Source organism: Leptotrichia hofstadii, from assembly GCF_007990525.1.
Classification (GTDB): domain Bacteria; phylum Fusobacteriota; class Fusobacteriia; order Fusobacteriales; family Leptotrichiaceae; genus Leptotrichia; species Leptotrichia hofstadii.
In genome coordinates this window covers 516,552-534,501 of sequence record NZ_AP019823.1, presented here as the reverse complement: position 1 = coordinate 534,501, position 17,950 = coordinate 516,552, and the positions used below count along the sequence as shown (strand labels likewise).

Below are 17,950 nucleotides of genomic sequence, written 5' to 3'. Positions count from 1 at the left end.
ATTATACAATCTATGATAGTTAATAAGCAAATATATCGACATAATCTTGTAAAAAATAATTTTAATTTTCATGAATTTCTTGATTTCCGCTATTTAAAAAAGAAAATAGTATTAGCAAGAAGTTCAAGATTCATTGGTAATGAATAAAATTAATGGTTTAGTATAAATAAGAAAAAATACCCCTTACAATTAATTTGTTAAGAGGTATATGTTTTTCCTATTCTATCTTTTCAAAATTTTTTATTTCAACTTTATCCTATCAGCCCCCACCAATTTCGCAACTTTCCTAATAAACTTGATCGACAAGTTCACATTATATTTTTCAGACAGTTTTACAACTTCTTTTTTCTCGTTCGTTTTAAACGCCAAAAATACTTGATTGTCACCTTTATTTTTTAAAATAATCTGCTTCAATTCCTGATTCTTTTCTTTCATTTCTTCATCAATTAAGATGTATAATTTCAGATTCTTGTTTTCTTCCAGATTTTCAATGTTGCAAATGTTGTTTAAAATAAGTGTATTTTTATTTTGCTCGGAATTTACAATTCCTTCCAGCACCATAATCTGCCCTTCCGTGATTTTATATCCAAAAGTTATGTATTCTCTTGGAAAACAGATTACTTCAATGCTTTTTTGAAAATCTTCCATTTCAAATTTTACCATCGGCTCTTTTCCAGCCCGTGTTGCAAATTTTTTTACATTTTTTACTATTCCGATAATTCGTACTTTTTTTAGCTTTTTTTGAGAAATTTCTGATATTTTATTATGGGAAATTATATTTATCAGATTTTTTTTCTCATTTAAAGGATGGCTCGAAACGTAGATTCCCAAATATTCCTTTTCATTTTGAAGCAAGACTTTTTGAGGAAATTCCTCACTTTTTTCCATCTGGAAGTCAACTGATATTTCCTTTTTCCCTCCGAATAAAATTAATTGAAAATCTTCTTCAGATTCGTATTTTTTCTGGCTGTATTCCAGAACTTTGTCAATGGACTTGTATTTTTCAAACCTGTTTCCATCAAGTCCATCCAATGCTCCCGACAAAATTAGTGATTCCAGCTGTTTTTTTGTAATTCCGTTTTGCTTCATCCGATATCCAAAATCTTTGTAGGAAACAAACTTTCCGTTTTTTCGTTCTTTTTTTATTTCATTAATTAAAGCTGCCCCCACGCCTTTTATCGCAAAAAGCCCAAATCTTATTCCAGCCTTTCCAAAATTTTCTTTATCCTCCTGATTTTCTTCAATTTCAAAATCATAATCAGACAAATTCACATCTGGCAAAAATATATTAATCCCTTTTTCCTTCGCTTCATTCACAAAAACAACAAATCTATCCAAATTATGTACTTCAGTTGTCATTATCGCAGCAAAAAACTCCAATGGATAATTTGCCTTAAAATACGCTGTCCAGTAAACAATCAAGGCGTAAGCCGCCGAATGTGACTTGTTAAATCCATATCCACCAAATTTTTCCACTAAATCATAAATTTCGTTTGCTTTTTTCGATAAAACTCCGTTTTTTTGAGCATTTGTTACAAATTTTTCACGATTTTTCTTCATTAGTTCAGGATTTTTCTTTCCAATTGCACGCCGTAGCTCATCAGCTTCTCCAAGCGAATAATTTGCCATTTCACTCACGATTTTCATAACCTGCTCCTGATACAAAATTATTCCGTAAGTTTCCTCAAGTATGTATTTCAGGGAATCATCAATATATTTTATTTCTGTCCTGTTATTTTTCACATTTATAAAATCATCCACCATTCCACTTCGCAAAGGTCCTGGACGATACAGTGCAAGCAATGCGATTATGTCCTCAAATTTTTCAATTTTCATTTTTTTCATAAGGCTTCTGATTCCAGCTGACTCACATTGAAAAACTCCCATTGTATCAGCCTTTGTAAGCAATTCATACGTTTTTTCATCATTTAGAGGAATATCATTTAATACAATTTTTGTTTTTCTTCTTTTCTCAATATTTTCCACAGTTTTCCGCAAAATCGTAAGATTTTTCAAGCCAAGAAAATCCATTTTTAAAATTCCCAGCTCTTCCAGTTCTTTCATCTGATACTGTGTCGAAACAATCTTTGTTTTCCCATCAGAATAAGTCGGAATCTCATCACTTAGCACATCTTTGGAAATAACGACTCCAGCCGCATGAACAGAGGCGTGACGTACTTTTCCTTCTAATTTAAGCGAATAATCAATTACCCTTCTTATTTCCCTGTCAGTTTCATACATTTTTCTAATTTCAGGGATATTGTTCAGGGCATCTTTCAGTTCTGTATTAAACGGTATCATTTTAGCGATTTTATCGACTTTTACAAGCGAAACATTTAACACACGCCCCACATCACGAATCGCAAGCCTTGCCTTTAGCGTTCCAAACGTAATGATATGTGCCACATACTCCGCCCCGTATTTATTCACCACATAATTTATGACAATTTCCCGCTGTTCCTGATCAAAATCTATGTCAATATCTGGCATCGAAATACGTTCAGGGTTCAAAAAACGTTCAAAAATCAGATTATATTCAAGCGGGTCAATTTCGGTAATATTCAAGGCATACGAAACAATGCTTCCAGCCGCAGAACCCCTTCCAGGTCCAACATAAACCCCATTTTCACGTGAGAATTTTATAAAATCCCAGACAATGATAAAATATCCATTGTATCCCATTTTATCAATAATTTCCAGCTCATACTCTGCACGCTCTAAAACATTTTCCAAATTATTTTTTAATAATTCTTCCCGAATTTTAACTTCTTTCAATTTCTGCCCAGCAATTTCATCTTTTGCAATCTCTTTTTCTATTATTTCAAAATTTTTATCCAGCTGTAATTTTTCAGAATCTGAAACAGATTTTTTCAAGTATTTGTGAAAAAGCCCCTCAAATACTAAATTTCGTAAAAATTCCTTTTCACTTACATTTTGTGGCAACGAATATTTTGGAAATTTAAAATGATGAAACTCAAAATCAACATTGCAGTTTTCCACAATTTTTTCCACATTGTTAATTCCAGTTTCATAAAACTCGCTATATTCCTTATTTTCAAAACTTTTTTCTATTTCATTTTCAGATTTTAAATACAGATCATCATACAAAATTTCACTATTTTCGGATTTTTCTGTATCAATTTTGCTTCCTTCTTTTATTGATTCCACAATTTTCTGCAAAACTGCATCTTTCCGATTTTGATAATAAACATCATTCGTAATAACAAAATTGTCAAATTTATTTTTACGCACAATGTCAAAAAGCATTTTCCTAGCCTTTTCCAGCTTTTCCACAGCAGGAACTTCAATAAAAAAATTATCCCCAAAATCTTTACCAAGTTTCTCAATAACCCTTCTAACCTGAGTATTTTCCAAATCCAGAATACCCTTTATAACCTCACTATTTATGCCACCTGACAAAATATACAAGTCATCTGAATATTTTTTCAATTCATCATACTTAATTTTATTCCGATTCCGTGTAAACCTGCTATATGAAATTGACGACAATTTTGATAAATTTTTATACCCATTCTGATTTTTAGCAAGCAAAGTAAGCGAAAATTCTCCCACTTTCTCCAACCCATCCAGAAACACTTCAAGTCCAATAATTGGCTTTATTCCAGCATTTTTACACTTTTTAAAAAATTCGATTGCCCCAAACATCGAAGTATCGGTAATTGCAAGTGCTTTTATTCCAATTTCCTTAGCCTTTTCAACATATTCATCTATTTTCCCTACTCCTTCAAGCAGTGAATACTCCGTATGCAATTTCAAATGTACAAATTTATTTCCCATAATTTCTACCTAATTTCTATTTTTATAAAAATACCTAAAGTTCTTTTATCACTTCATAAATCCCATCTTCATCATTCGATAAAGTAATTTTATCCTTTGAAAATTCCTGTTTCAATTCTTCCGTAGCATTCCCCATAAGATACCCATATTTCACAAACTTCAACATTTCCAAATCGTTCCACTGATCCCCAAACGCCATTGTTTCTTCTGGAGAAGTATCATATTTTTTCAATAGTTCCTTTATTGCCAGCCCTTTATTCACTTCTTTATTCAAGCATTCTAAATAATGCGGTTTTGAAAATACAAAATTAATATGTGGCAATTTTTCTTCCAACTCCTTTTTTAACTCCAGCAAAATGGAATTTTCTGCAATAAATAAGGCTTTCGTAGAAGTTTTTCCAATGAATTCATCAAAATTTTTCACATAATATGGAATTTCCACACTTTCTGAATATTTTTTACCTTCATCTGTTTCATGTTCAATATATAACTTGTCATCCATATATAAATTTAAGTGAATTCCCTTTTCTCTTGAAACTTTAATAAGTTCCTTAACATCCTGCGCCTCAACAGGTTTTTCAAAGATAACTTCATTATTTAACGGATTTGTAACTCTTCCTCCATTATAATTAATTACTGGATTTTTTATCCCCAGCATTTCTACAAAAGGTTTTGAAGAAATAAAGGTTCTCCCAGTTGCAATAAATGTTTCCACTCCTTTTTCTTCCAATTCTCTCAATTTTTTTATCAAATTTTCCGAAACTTTATGCTCACTTGTCAGCACTGTTCCGTCCAAATCCATAAATATCGCTTTTATATTATTCATTTTAATTCAACTCCTTATTAACAAATTTTTTTAATTCAAAATTTTGATTATCAAGCAAATTTCATACTTAAAATTCCACTTTTTCATACTTCATTTTCAACATTTTTCTGTAAAAAGCAAGTCCAATATAGATAATTTCCTTAACTCCACGGATTTTCAGCTCCACATCGTACTCTTTTACTTTTATCTGCTCAAACCCTTCATTTGCATAACTTTCAAGCTCGCTCTCGTTTTCAGTCGTCTTAAATTCAAAAATATACGCTGGATTTTCCTTATTTTTCGGCTCAAGCACCAAATCAGCCCTTCCATATCCAGCTTCCCTTTCTGAAAGCCTGATATAGTCATCTCCCAAAACTATAAATATTCCTATTAAAAACACTTTGTAATATTTTTCATCCTTATCTGTGTCAAAATAACTTAGCGATGATAATATTTCATCCTGTAAACCTTTGGCAAATTCTGCTATTTTTCCTTTTTTCAAATTTTTTATAATATCTGTAAATTTTTGAGTTTCCCTAATAAATCTAGCTATAAATCTATTTTCGAAAAAATCCAAAATTTCCTTATTTGGTATTCGCAACGGATATTCCTTTTTCTGCTTTTCTCCATCCGTTGTCAAATAACCGCTATACAAAAATAATTGCCATATATCATTTATATCGAAAGTAAATTCAGAGTAATCATTTATCTGCTTATAAACTTTCTCCTTATTAAACAATTTTCCCAAATCATCAAACAATTCCTTATTTCCATTATCCAGCATTTCATCTATCAGTTTATTTCCAGAAACTCCAATCCAATAAGGACGTAATTGTTTAGCTGACAAAAAATTAATAATCGACCATGGATTATAGATTTCACTACTTCCAAACTGATAGCCATCATACCATTTTTTTACTTCTTCCATTTCATATTCAAGTTCATAATATCTCACAGCTTTTGTAACTTCCTTTTCTGTAAGCCCAAAAAAATCCGAATATCCTTCATTAAATATTGTATCCACTTTCAAATTATTCAAACCAGAAAAAATTCCTTCCTTTGCGATTCTTAAAATACCTGTCATAACTCCATATTGCAAATAACTATTATCTTTCAATGCATCCCCATAAAACTTCTTAAAAAACAATATCGCCTTTTTATAATAACCTTCCTGATACGACTGGATTATCGGCGTGTCATACTCATCAATCAGTACAATTACCTTTCTTTCCCCATAATAATTATACAAATATCTTGTCAAGTTCTTCAACGCACTTTCCCACACCACATCCTCTTCTTCCATCCAAATGCTATCAAAAAATTTTAAATCCCTCTTATTCAATTTCTTGCGTAAAAACTCAAATTCATTATACAAATCACCAATCAAATTTTTTATTTTTCTCAAGCAATTTTTCCAGTCTTCCTCTTCCAAATTTTTAAAACTTATGAATATTACTGGATATTTCCCCTGTTCTGTCATATATTTACTGTCTGAAATTTTAAGATTTTCAAATAACTTACGATTTTCCGCTCCATTTTCAATATCAAAAAAATGCTTTAGCATCGACATATTAAGCGTCTTCCCAAATCTTCTCGGACGAGTAAATAAGTTCACTTTTGCCCCATCATACAGAAGATTGCTTATTAAATCAGTTTTATCGACATAATAGTAATTTTCTTCTATAATGCTTTTAAAATCAGATAACCCAATTGGCAAAGCTTTTTTATCCCTTATTCTCATTACCTATTCCTCCTCCACAAATTTTAAATTTGTTGCATTTTATTATACAATCTGTCTTATTTAAAGATTTAATTATAAAATAACTTCAATTAAATTTTCGACAAAATAATCTATATCTTCAATAGTGGTATCTTTTCCAATACTAATTCTAAATGAACCTTTCAATTCCTCATCAGTAAGTCCCATAGCCTTCAAAACATGGGAATTTTCAAGCGAGCCTGACATGCATGCAGAACCACCGCTTATACAGATTCCTCTTAAATCTAGTGCTACCAGCAGCATTTGAATATCCGCTCCTTCTATGTAGACATTCGTTGTTGTTTTTATTCTATTGGCTTTTTCTCCATTTATCCGTATTTTTTTACCTAATTTTTTAATTTCAGTTTTCAGTTTATTTTCTAGATAATTTTGCAGTTTATCTTCTTTTTCCGACATTTCTTCCAAATTTTCATAAACTTCCTCAAGTGCCACACCAAGTCCCAAAATTCCGTGAACATTTTCCGTTCCAGCCCGTCTGTTTCTTTCCTGCGATCCGCCCCAGATTTCCTTTTCAACTGAATATTTTTTATCAATAAATACAAATCCTGCTCCCTTAGGCCCATAAAATTTATGAGCTGTTGCCGTCAAAGCTCCTATTTTCAATTCTTTTGGAAAAATTTCCAATTTCCCTATTGCCTGAACTGCATCCGTATGAAAAAATATATTTCTCTCTGCCAAAATTTCTCCAATTTCCTTAATTGGCTGAATAACTCCAGTTTCATTATTCACAAACATTATTGAAACAAGTACCGTATCTTCCCTCAATTCCTGCTTCAATTCTTCAATATCCACAGCTCCATTTTCATCAACGCTAATATACGAAACTTCATACCCTTCATTTTCCAGCTGCTCAAAAGTTTTTAAAATCGTAGAATGCTCAATCTTAGATGTTATAATATGTTTTCCTTTATTCTTATTCGCTTTCAAAAATCCTCTTATCGCAAGATTATTCCCTTCAGCTCCGCCAGATGTAAATACAATTTCAGTTGTTTCAATCTTCAAATTCTGTGCTATAATATATCTTGCCCTTTCCACAGCTGATTTTGCACGTTGTCCCATTGAATGCACAGAAGACGGATTTCCGTAATTTTCACTAAACGATTTTGTCATTTCTTCTATCACTTTGTCGGACATTTTTGTAGTTGCGGCATTATCTAAATATACTATTTTCATTTTTAACTTTCTTCTCCTTTTTTTCATTTCTTTATTTTATGATTTATAAAATTTTATAATTATAGTGAACTGTTTTTAATTCAAAAATATATTTTGCCTTTCTAATTATCTGCTTATCTTACCAAAAAATATATTTTTTTCTAAAAATCGGAAATTTCCTATCTATATATTCATCAATATAATATTGAGCCTCAGCATAACTTCCCATTATATTTAAAAAATCCAAAGAATCCTTAAAAATTCCTATTTTTTCATCTTCCATTTTAAGTGCGACAATATAAGGAAATATTCGATTAAAATAATTAAGTTTTTCTTCTTCTGTTTCAAATTTATCTATTTTATTTTTCTCAGCAGTTTCAAAATACATTTTTAGTCCTTCGATGTACTCCATTTTTCGCCGTCCTGAAACTGTATATTTCCCTATCGCCTTCGCATATACCAAAAACATTATCCCTAAAATTAGCAAAATTATTCCAGAAAAAATATCTGCATACAATATCACGCCAATAAGCCCGCCCACAGTAATTGTTACATACAAAAATTTCAGTATTCCCCTCTGCATTCCGTACACATGCGCTAGCCATCCAAATATAAAAATTGTGATAATCATCGAACTTGCAATATCTTTTTTCATTAATTTTGACAATGTAAAAGCCACACAAATTGCAGTTCCCGAAATAAAAGGAATAAAATACGGGTAATTATTTTTATAAATCATCTTTTTATATTTCTTTTCTAAAAAATGAGCAATCCGATTTTTGTACCCAATAATCTTAAGTTTATTCTCAAATAACTCATTTTCTGAAAGAACATCCAGCAAATTATTTTCTTCCTCAAACAAGGTTTCTTTTCTCAACGTCAAATTATCCCTATTTTTCTTATTCAAAACATACTTTTTATTCCCTGTCCCAGTTTCATCAGCTTTGGAAATGTATCCTTTCAGTATTAACGATAATATACCTATTTTTATTATTTCTTTTGAATCCCTCTCGCCATTAATATAAGCCACAAACATTGAAGAAATGTAATCTGGCTCCATAAATTCAGGAACAACTGCCTTTCTCTTCGGATCCCTTCCAAAAAAATGCCAAGTTAAGACAGAATATATTGCGACAAGTATAACTACAATAATTTCAATTATAACTATATAAGATTTATTCATTAATAAGCTCCTTTAATACATTTTTATACTTTAACCTTCTCAAGCTCTAAACTTATCTAATCTTAATAAGTCAAACTTTAAAAAAATCAAATACATTTTTAAACAATTTATTAGGAAATATCGAAACTGTATATTCATCGACAAAATATTTTGCCTCTTTGTAACTTCCCATCATGTTTAAAAAATTTAAAGAATCCATAAATAATTTAAAACTTTCATCTTCTATTTTAAGCGCAACAGCATAAGGAAGCAAATAATTAAAATAATTCAACTTTTCCTCTTGCGTTTCAAATTTATCTATCCTGTATCTTTCCGTTGTATTAAAATACATTTTCATCCCTTCGATATATTCCATTTTTCTTCTTCCTGCAGTCGTGTACTTTCCTATAGCTTTTTCATAAACCAAAAATATTATCCCTAAAGCAAATAAACTTATGCCCGAATAAATATCGACATACATTATAACCCCAATAATTCCACCTATAACAACTGTAATATATAAGAATTTCAAAACTCCCCTTGACATATCATACACAAGTTTTAACCATATAATTCCTGCTATTGTGGTACGAACTGAATTTTCAACATTTCCCTTTGTTAATTTCAATAATATAAAAAATAATAAAATCGCAGTTCCTAAAATAAATGGAACAAAACAAAAATAATTATTTTTATATATCGTTTTCTTATATTTTTTCTCTAAAAAATGTACAATACGATTTTTATATTTTAAAATTAACTGTTTGTTGGAAAATAAGTCCCCGTCAGACAAAATATCCAGTAATTCATTTTCTTCTTCAAATAAATTTATCTTTCTTAATTCTAAATTTTTTTTATTTTTATTATTCAAAATAAATTTTTTAATTTTCCCTTTTTTATCTTTAGTAACGGAAATATAATTTTTGGATAATAATGACAATATTCCAATCTTTAATATTCTTATTGAATCTCTTTCCCCATTAATATATGCGATGAACATTGCAGAAATATTATCTGGCACATTAAATTCAGGAATAACTGTTTTTCTTTTTGGATCTCTTCCAAAAAAATGCCATGTTAAGACAGAATATATTGCGACAAGTATAACTACAATAATTTCAATTATAACCATATAAGATTTATTCATTAATAGGCTCCTTAAATTTCAAATCGTATCTTTTCATATTTCATCTCTTTCATTTTTTGTATTCTGTTGGATTTATCTGTATTCTTGCACAAATTTAAAAAAATAATATTTATACCAATATTATAAACTAAAAAACAATACTTTACAACAAGAAAAAAAGCCAGTATTTCTACCAGCTTCCTCCACCTCCCCCACCGGAACCTCCGCCAGAGAAGCCTCCCCCACTAAAGAAGCCGCCTCCGCCTGAGCCACTCTTGGATGAACTAAATTTTTCACTCATAATTTTCGATTTTCCACTGCTATAACTTCTTGAAAATGCGTTCGTAAAACTATGATTACTATAAGCGTACATATGAGTGCGGCTATTTATATAAGATTCATTTATGTCGAAGTTGTATATTTTTATTGTTTTTTTCATTAATTTTATTGCCTCGCTTTTTACTCCAAGCGCTACTGCAAAAGGCAAGATTCCATTAAAATATTCGATTAATTCCTTTACATTGTCAAATTTTCTTATCTGATTCTCTTCTGCTGTTTTTATATACATTTTCATACCTTTCAGGTATTCTTTTTTTCTCAAGCCTTCATTTGTATATTTCCCAATTAACTTTGAATACGTAATAAATAGTATTACAAAATATGCTACAAAAACAAAAATCTCAATTCCCTGATAAAAAGATACACCTAAAATCGCTATAATTATTAGCCCTGTTAACAATTTTTTACTAACAGTTATCCAAATTCTATGAAAAAATGAGCCTAATGTTATAAGTATATACAATATTATAAAAGGATTGAAAAACTCAAAATTTGTCTGTGAAAATATAAAAATTATAAAAACAGGAGCTGCACAATAAAACGGAACTAAAAAACTTCCATTATTTTTATAAATTATTTTATGATACTTATCCTTCAGGATTTCAATAATACTATTTGCCTTATTATAAATTCTTTTTTCACCACCAAAAATATTATTCTTTTCTGAAGAAAGAGCATCAAGCAGCATCCTTTCCTCTTCAGCCAGCTCAGTTTCCTGTGTATACACAGTTTTGTATTCCTTGTTATATTTAATTTCACCATTAACTCTATTTGCTACTATAAACCCTTTTGTAAGTAATGTAAATATTCCTGCATTTAATATTTCCACTGTGTCTCTTTCACCATTTATATATGCCGCAAACATTGGAGAAATGTCTTTTGGCAAATTAAATTCTGGAATTACAGATTTTCCTTGCGGATCTCTTCCAAAAAGATTCCATGTTACAATAGAATATATTGTTAAAAATAACAATAAAAATGGCAAAATTATTATTGCTGGATTGGAAAGATATACAATTTTTAGCTTATCTGCTAAAGTTGGACTTATTTTATCCGTTTTCAAATTTAGCATAAATGTAAGCCCGTTTTTGGCCTCCAGCTCTTTTGTTGAAATGTGTATTTCCTCATCATTTTCTAAAATGTCATAATTTTCACCTTTTTCTCCATAACTTCCAGTATAAACTTCCAACTTTTCAATTTCATTTTTTTTAATTTTTTGCCCATCAGGAAATCTTATAATAACACTTGCCTGTTCAATAGGAACATTCCAAAGCTGTCCAATAGCATTGTAATACACTTGATAAATTCCATCTTTTTCAAACACGGCATTATAAATATCGTAATTCAGCTCATATCTGCTCTCAGTCCTATACAAATTTACAAGTTCTGTTTCGGAACCTATTCTGTACCTTATTCCTTCATAAAAATGATTTTTTGTGTATTCTTCATCCTCTCCGTCTCTCTTTATCCAATTCATTTTGATAAAAGACTTATGAACATCAAATCCAAACCTTTTTGAACGCAAAGGAATATATCTATAAATCCCGTGCTTAAACTCTTCGCCAAACTGGTAATCAATCACTTCATTTACAGTCAGCGTGCCATTTTTATTAATTTGCACTGTAACTTCATAATTTCTTATTTTTTCACTATGCAATATTACTGCATCAAGCCTGCTTGAATTAAATAAAAACATTACCATGAATATAAATAATATTGAAAATTTTTTATTTTGAAATATCATATCTTATCTATCCTTATTTTTTAGTTATTCTCAAACTCTTTCAATAGTAAACTTTAAAAATTATACACCTTTATCATATTCTCTAACAATTTTATAGCTTTATTCTTGACTCCCAAAGCAACCGCATAAAATACCTTTGAAATATTCCGCAAGCTCATCTACATCGTTAAATTTCATAATCTGGTTTGCTTCAGCAATTAATGATTTTGCATTAAAAAAAAACAATGTGAAAAATACAAAACTTATTGAAAAAATACTCTTCCATTTTCGATTGCTAAAACTCTTCATAGTAATTTCCTCCCAATGCATCATTACGAGCACTTTCTAATATCTCGTTTGTCAATATCTCATTCCCAAACGATTTCATAAATTTATCATTTTTATAAATAAATATATTAAGCATATTTTCAATATATTCCTTTTTATCATTAAATCCTGATATTTCTATAGATCTTTTCACCATTTCTACAACATGTTTTTGCACTTTCAAAGCTTGTGAAAATGGTAAAATCTTTTTAAAATATGAAATCAACTCTTCTACATCATTAAATTTTTTAACTTCCCCGCTTTTTACGTACATCCTAAATCCTTCCAAGTCCTTTTTTACCCTAGCTCCTCTATCTGTAAACTTTCCAATATTCCTAAAATAAAGTACAAGTAAAATTGTTGCCAAGGTTATGAGAACTCCTGCTATTCCAAAAAGAAATAACATAAGTCCTGCCCAAAAATACATAATACCACAGAATGCTCCTATTAAAAGAGAAATCATTAATCTCATCAATATTGGGAATGCTTTAGTTTTTAAAATTAAAAAAAGTATATTTGACAAAAGTATTACCCAGAAAAATATTGGAAAAAGAACAATTGATGGAACAATCGCTTTCATTCCTTCAAAAATAAAAAGTAAAATTCCAAACAAAAATATTATAACTATGTAAAATGTTTTAAACTTCCAATTTGAATTATAAAGCCTTTTATCCCATCTTTCCCTTTTTATAGACTTTATTCCAATTAAATACAAGAAAGTGTAGTTTCCTCTCCCATCAAACTTTTCCTTCAAAACTTCAAGAATTTTAAAAAATTGCTCCATAATAGGCTTTTTATGCCCGAGAATACTGTCCTTATCATATTCAATTAAAAATTCCAGAATCATTCTCTCCTCTTCCGAAAGTTCCCACTGCCTGCACCCATAATCATTGACTTTTTCCATATTGAATGCATATTTCTTCTTGGTTATCTGTCTATAATATTTTTCAATGTCAATAATTTCAACAGTTTTTTTATCTTTTTTTATTTCGTATTCATCTTCTGTCATTTTTGAATTTTTCTTAACTTTATTATATTTTTTCAAGTCAACATAATCTTCAATTATTACAAATCCTTTGCTTATCAACTCCAGCAATCCAATATATACCAGATAATTTGACATTTCTTTCTGAGAACTATTTATATAAGCAGTCATCATTGCTGAAATTTCTTTAGGTGGCTCTGATACCGAAATAATTTCATCGACAGAATCCTTCCCAAATTTTTTCCACGTAATATAGCTATAAATCGCCAATGTTACTAACATTATCAATAAAATCATTATTTGAGTCAAACTTATTTCCATAAAATTATTTCCTTTATGATAATTTTACTAAACTTTAAACAAATTAAAATTTAACTTCTGGAACTTTTTCCGCTCCTTCTACAGCATTAAAGAACTCAGCTTTTTTAAATCCTAAAAATCCACCTATTATATTATTTGGGAAAGTTTCCACGAAAGTATTTCTGTCCCTTGTTGTGCCATTATAATATTTTCTTGAACTTTGAATTTCTGTTTCTATTTGAGTCAGTTGTGACTGCAATCTCAAAAAATTTTCATTTGCCTTCAAGTCTGGATAATTTTCCTGTAACATCATTATTGATCTTAATGTTTTTGTCATTTCATTTTCAAGTTTCTGAATCTTTTCAATATTATCAATATCCTTTGTATCAATTGACATCATCTGACTTCTCAATTTTACCACATTTTCCAGCGTTTCCTTTTCATGCGTCGCATACCCTTTAACAGTATTCACAAGATTTGGTATCAAATCCAGTCTTTTTTGCAAATAAACACCTATTCCGCTCCAACCTTCCTCATTCAGATTTTTCAGTCTAATATACTTATTATAAATTCCCATCCCCATTACAACCAAAACTACCAAAATTCCTATTAAAATAAATACAATATTCATAATTCATTCTCCTCTTCTATTTTTTATTTTTGGCTATTTTTTTTACCATAAATCCAATCAAGACTATTACGATAAATACTATAAAAATATTATAATAAACCGTGTAATCTTTTGATTTTGAGATATTATTTCCCTCTGATTTTTCCAATTTTCCTACCAAAACTTCATCCCGTTCCTTTATTGAATCAGCAAATTCTGCAATATCGTACTCAGGCTTATTCAAGTTCTCATCTCCAAAGGTTATTTTATAATCTTCCCCTTCTGTAGCCCTAAACACAATTCTGTCCGGAACATAGTTTCCTGTTACTCTATTTATTTTGAGCGGTGAATTATCTCCATTCTGTATTTCAACGATTATTTCAGACAATTTCGGAACATTTTCTAAATTTATCATCAAATTTGACTTTTCTCCAACTTTAGAAATTACCCCTTCCGCATAAAAATTATCTCCGCTTCTCACAGTATAATTTCTCTGAAACTCATCATTTACATCTAGAACAATATTTTTTAATGGCAAAAACTTGCTCTTGATTTTCAGAATTGTATTTTTTCCTTCCTGCTCAATTTTATAATCCAATTTTGTCCCTACAGTTTTAAGTTTTCCAGCCTCATTATTTGACAATTTCAAAATTGCTTCACTAAAGATATTTCCTTTATCTAACGGCGTTACAATTTTATAAAATTCATATCTTTTTTCTGAAAATTCGATTGTCAAGTTTGACTTATCAGGTGTCTTATAAATTTCTCCCGAAGTTATCTGTTCCCAGTCTGTACCGTTATTACTTCCAAACAAAGTATATTCGGTGTAAAAATTTTTGGAAGGAATCAGCTCAAGCCTGTTTCCAATTATATCCTTTAACGAACTGTCAGAATTAAATTTCACAATAAATTCCATTTTATCCTTTTTCGTCAATACTTCATCTATTTTTGCCCTTGCTACAATTTTTTCGCTGTGCTTTTCCTGCTCTTTTCCAGATTCAATAACATAAGGAATTTCTTTCCCATTTTTATCAATTATCCGTATATCTCCAAGATTATTTTTACTGTTCTCATAAATATCCTCTGTTAGAAAAAATTGCTTGTATGCCGACTTTCCTGTTATTTTTATAGTTTTAAAATACTGGCTGGAAAAAAGTTGAACAATTGTTATTAAAAATAAAAACAATATTATTTTATTTATTTTCTTCATTTTTCTCACCTTTCCCAAAATCCGTGTCACTCAAACTCTCTTTCACTTCCTGCTCCAATTTCTTCAAAGCTGTCTGATAAATATAGGAAGTTCCAATCAGAATAGCCCCCATACTAAAGTAAGCAATCAATTTATAGGAATTATCAAATCGTAAGAAATCCCAAAGGAAACTTTTTGCCACAAAAAATATTCCTATTCCAAGCCCAATTCTTCTAACATTTCTATTTGGCACTCTAAATCCTTTCCAGACTAAATATCCGCACAATAGCAGACCAACTATATCCAAAGCTAGTCCAGCTCCTAAAATTAATACACCTGAATGTTCATATATCCGTAAAATAATATTTGCTACACAAAGGAAATATATTGATTCTTCCAGTATCCACAACGGCTTTTTCTCATTTTTCTTGAAAAAGCATAAATGAATATCATTTTTAGCCACAATAAACAAATAAAAATTTACAAAAATTAATAAAATTAAAGATAGCAGATAACTTATTGGAATTTTCTCTTCTTGTATATTCCAGCTCCAACCAGAAATATATAAGAAAAAGTTGTACATATTCATAAATAACAAATAAATTATTTCAATTATTACTAAAAATTTCAAGCTAAAACTATCCTGTAATTTCTTTACTCTATACGTTACTGTTCTTAAAACAAACAGTGAAACTAATATACAAAATAATGCATCTTTACCATAATTTATCGCTTCAAATGAAGTGACAACATTAAAAATAACTTTATTTATAAAAAATATTGAATACGCAAAAATCAGATATTTAAATATTCCATTTAAAATCCTAACTTCCTTTTTATAACTCTTTTGTTTTATCAGGAAATAAAGCACAAATGAAAAAGATATTATCATCAAATCCTGAATATACGCAAGTAAATATTTTTCTTCCCGCACAATTAAATTACTTACCAGCGAAACTAGATAAATCGCAATTGTCCCATATCGCATTTCCTTATTTTTATATTTTCTATAAAAGAAATACAATAGTGCAGTTTCAACACCCCATGCAATCACAACAAATTTTTCTGGTACAATTAACGGGATAATTAGGATAAAACTTCCTAATGCCACGATATAAAATATTTTTGCAACTTTGTTGTCCTTTAGCCTGTCACCAAAAAATCCGTAAATTATTCCGACTGTTCCGACTAATACGGCTTTTAGCCAGCTTGGTGTTGTCTTGTCAAACAGGCTGTAAATCAATGAAAATTTTATAATTAGATTTAAACTTAGAAATACATAGTCGATTATGTTGCTTTGACGATTTTCTTTTTTGTGAGAATTTAGGAAAATGAAACTGTATGCTGTTGTGAAAATTACGATGTAGAAAAATGCCGTAATCTTATCATGAATACTGTGATTTAAGTAATAAATCAGCCCCGTCATATTCACTACACCTGTAACAAATCCAAAAATCTTGCTGTATATCCAGTCCTTTTTCCAAGAAACCCCAAGCACAATTCCCTGCAAAATCAAAGAATATGCCAAAACATAATAAATCTGAACGTTGCTCCTATTCACCAAAATATAAGCTCCATAAGGTAAATATCCACCAATCAGCGACAATACTCCAATTATCTGGCTATCATATCGCAACGAAAGAATCACAACTAGCCCTGTCAGTATTACTGATATAAAAAGACCCGCTGTCATTGGATAAAGTTTGAGATAAAGCGTGGAAAGAAGTGTAGTCAAATAAAGAATCCCAATTCCACCACCAATCAGCCCAACTGCAAAATGCTTCTTATTTTTCTGATAAAATTTTTCTCCAGCAAAAAGAAAAAACATCCCTAGCAAATATGAAGCTGAACTTTTTACATAATTATTTGCCAGAATTTTTACAAACTGTGTCCGAAATACCAAAAAAACTCCCAAAAAGATTGATATTATCCCTAAAAAGTTAAAACCCTTCAAACCAATAAGTTTTTCAAATACAAATCTTTTTTTCTCTCTTTCAAAAAGAAATTCCCCTTCCTTCAAAGCTGTTTCTTCTTTTATCTTATTATGAAACACCGAAGATTCCTCTTGAAGAAATACCTTATTTTCAAAAGTTTTCCTATTACTTTTCTCTAAAAAATTACCAATTTTTCCATTAATTTTTTTGAGTTCATCTCTTAAAGAATCAGCTTCATCTGAAAATTCGTGAGAAAGATTTCTTTCCAGCATTTTGACTTTTCTCTTCATTTCCTCTGCATAATTAGAAAGCCTTCTAGTCACTCCACTTTCCAATTCCACATTCATCTTCTGCGCCAAAATATTCTGAAACTTATCAATCTCACCATTTCTCCTAACCTTTTTCGCTTCCTTCAATTCCTCAATAAGCACTGCATTACTATTTTTAAGCCTTCCAATTTCCTCTTCCCTAACTTTTATCTTTTCATGAAATGCCTTTAAATCTTTCGCCAATCTTTCATTCTTTTCCAAAAGTTCCTTTTCCCTGCTTATTCCAGCCTCATTTTTTATATTTGCAATTATTGATTCTATCTCCGAATTTATTCTCCCAATTTCCTTATACTTATTCTCAAGATTTTCCAATTCCTTTATTTTGTCAATCATTGTAAAACCACCTCAAAACTCACAAATTTTTTATAAATATATTTTTAATTTACAAAAT

General features: G+C 29.9%; 12 protein-coding genes. All 12 read right to left on the bottom strand.

Going from position 1 to position 17,950, the window contains the following annotated elements:
* Positions 1-240: 240 nt before the first annotated feature.
* The 12 genes from dnaE to FVE77_RS02520 all read right to left on the bottom strand — a co-directional run bounded on the left by dnaE (position 241) and on the right by FVE77_RS02520 (position 17,892).
* Positions 241-3,798: a DNA polymerase III subunit alpha gene (gene dnaE, locus FVE77_RS02575; RefSeq protein WP_026745812.1), complete on the bottom strand. Its 3,558-nt coding sequence runs from the start codon at positions 3,796-3,798 to the stop codon at positions 241-243.
* 34 nt (positions 3,799-3,832) lie between these two features.
* On the bottom strand, positions 3,833-4,624 hold the full coding sequence (locus FVE77_RS02570; protein WP_026745813.1) for a Cof-type HAD-IIB family hydrolase: 792 nt from the start codon (positions 4,622-4,624) through the stop codon (positions 3,833-3,835).
* Positions 4,625-4,691: 67 nt separating this feature from the next.
* Positions 4,692-6,344 (bottom strand): AAA family ATPase, encoded by a 1,653-nt coding sequence (locus FVE77_RS02565; protein ID WP_026745814.1) that lies wholly within the window; start codon positions 6,342-6,344, stop codon positions 4,692-4,694.
* A gap of 72 nt (positions 6,345-6,416) precedes the next feature.
* A complete protein-coding gene (locus tag FVE77_RS02560) occupies positions 6,417-7,556 on the bottom strand; it encodes a cysteine desulfurase family protein (RefSeq protein ID WP_026745815.1) in 1,140 nt (379 codons plus the stop codon).
* A gap of 118 nt (positions 7,557-7,674) precedes the next feature.
* Entirely contained in the window at positions 7,675-8,718 is a 1,044-nt protein-coding gene (locus FVE77_RS02555) for a DUF2207 family protein (RefSeq protein WP_026745816.1), read from the bottom strand.
* Positions 8,719-8,788: 70 nt separating this feature from the next.
* Positions 8,789-9,844, bottom strand: a complete 1,056-nt coding sequence (locus FVE77_RS02550; RefSeq protein ID WP_026745817.1) for a DUF2207 family protein — start codon at positions 9,842-9,844, stop codon at positions 8,789-8,791.
* A 169-nt stretch (positions 9,845-10,013) separates the two neighbouring features.
* Positions 10,014-11,858, bottom strand: a complete 1,845-nt coding sequence (locus FVE77_RS02545) for a DUF2207 domain-containing protein (RefSeq protein ID WP_081690295.1) — start codon at positions 11,856-11,858, stop codon at positions 10,014-10,016.
* Between the two features lie 147 nt (positions 11,859-12,005).
* Positions 12,006-12,194, bottom strand: coding sequence for a hypothetical protein (locus FVE77_RS12750; RefSeq protein WP_026745819.1), 189 nt, complete (start codon positions 12,192-12,194; stop codon positions 12,006-12,008).
* The gene (locus FVE77_RS02535; RefSeq protein WP_026745820.1) at positions 12,181-13,518 is read right to left on the bottom strand and encodes a DUF2207 family protein; all 1,338 of its coding nucleotides are present in this window, start codon (positions 13,516-13,518) and stop codon (positions 12,181-12,183) included. The genes FVE77_RS12750 and FVE77_RS02535 overlap by 14 nt, the downstream gene beginning before the upstream one ends.
* Before the next feature lie 43 nt (positions 13,519-13,561).
* Positions 13,562-14,128, bottom strand: a complete 567-nt coding sequence (locus FVE77_RS02530; RefSeq protein WP_026745821.1) for a LemA family protein — start codon at positions 14,126-14,128, stop codon at positions 13,562-13,564.
* A 16-nt stretch (positions 14,129-14,144) separates the two neighbouring features.
* Entirely contained in the window at positions 14,145-15,317 is a 1,173-nt protein-coding gene (locus FVE77_RS02525; protein ID WP_026745822.1) for a hypothetical protein, read from the bottom strand.
* Complete coding sequence (locus tag FVE77_RS02520) at positions 15,301-17,892, bottom strand: DUF2339 domain-containing protein (protein ID WP_026745823.1); 2,592 nt, start codon at positions 17,890-17,892, stop codon at positions 15,301-15,303. Before FVE77_RS02520 ends, FVE77_RS02525 begins: the two co-directional genes overlap by 17 nt.
* Positions 17,893-17,950 lie beyond the last annotated feature (58 nt).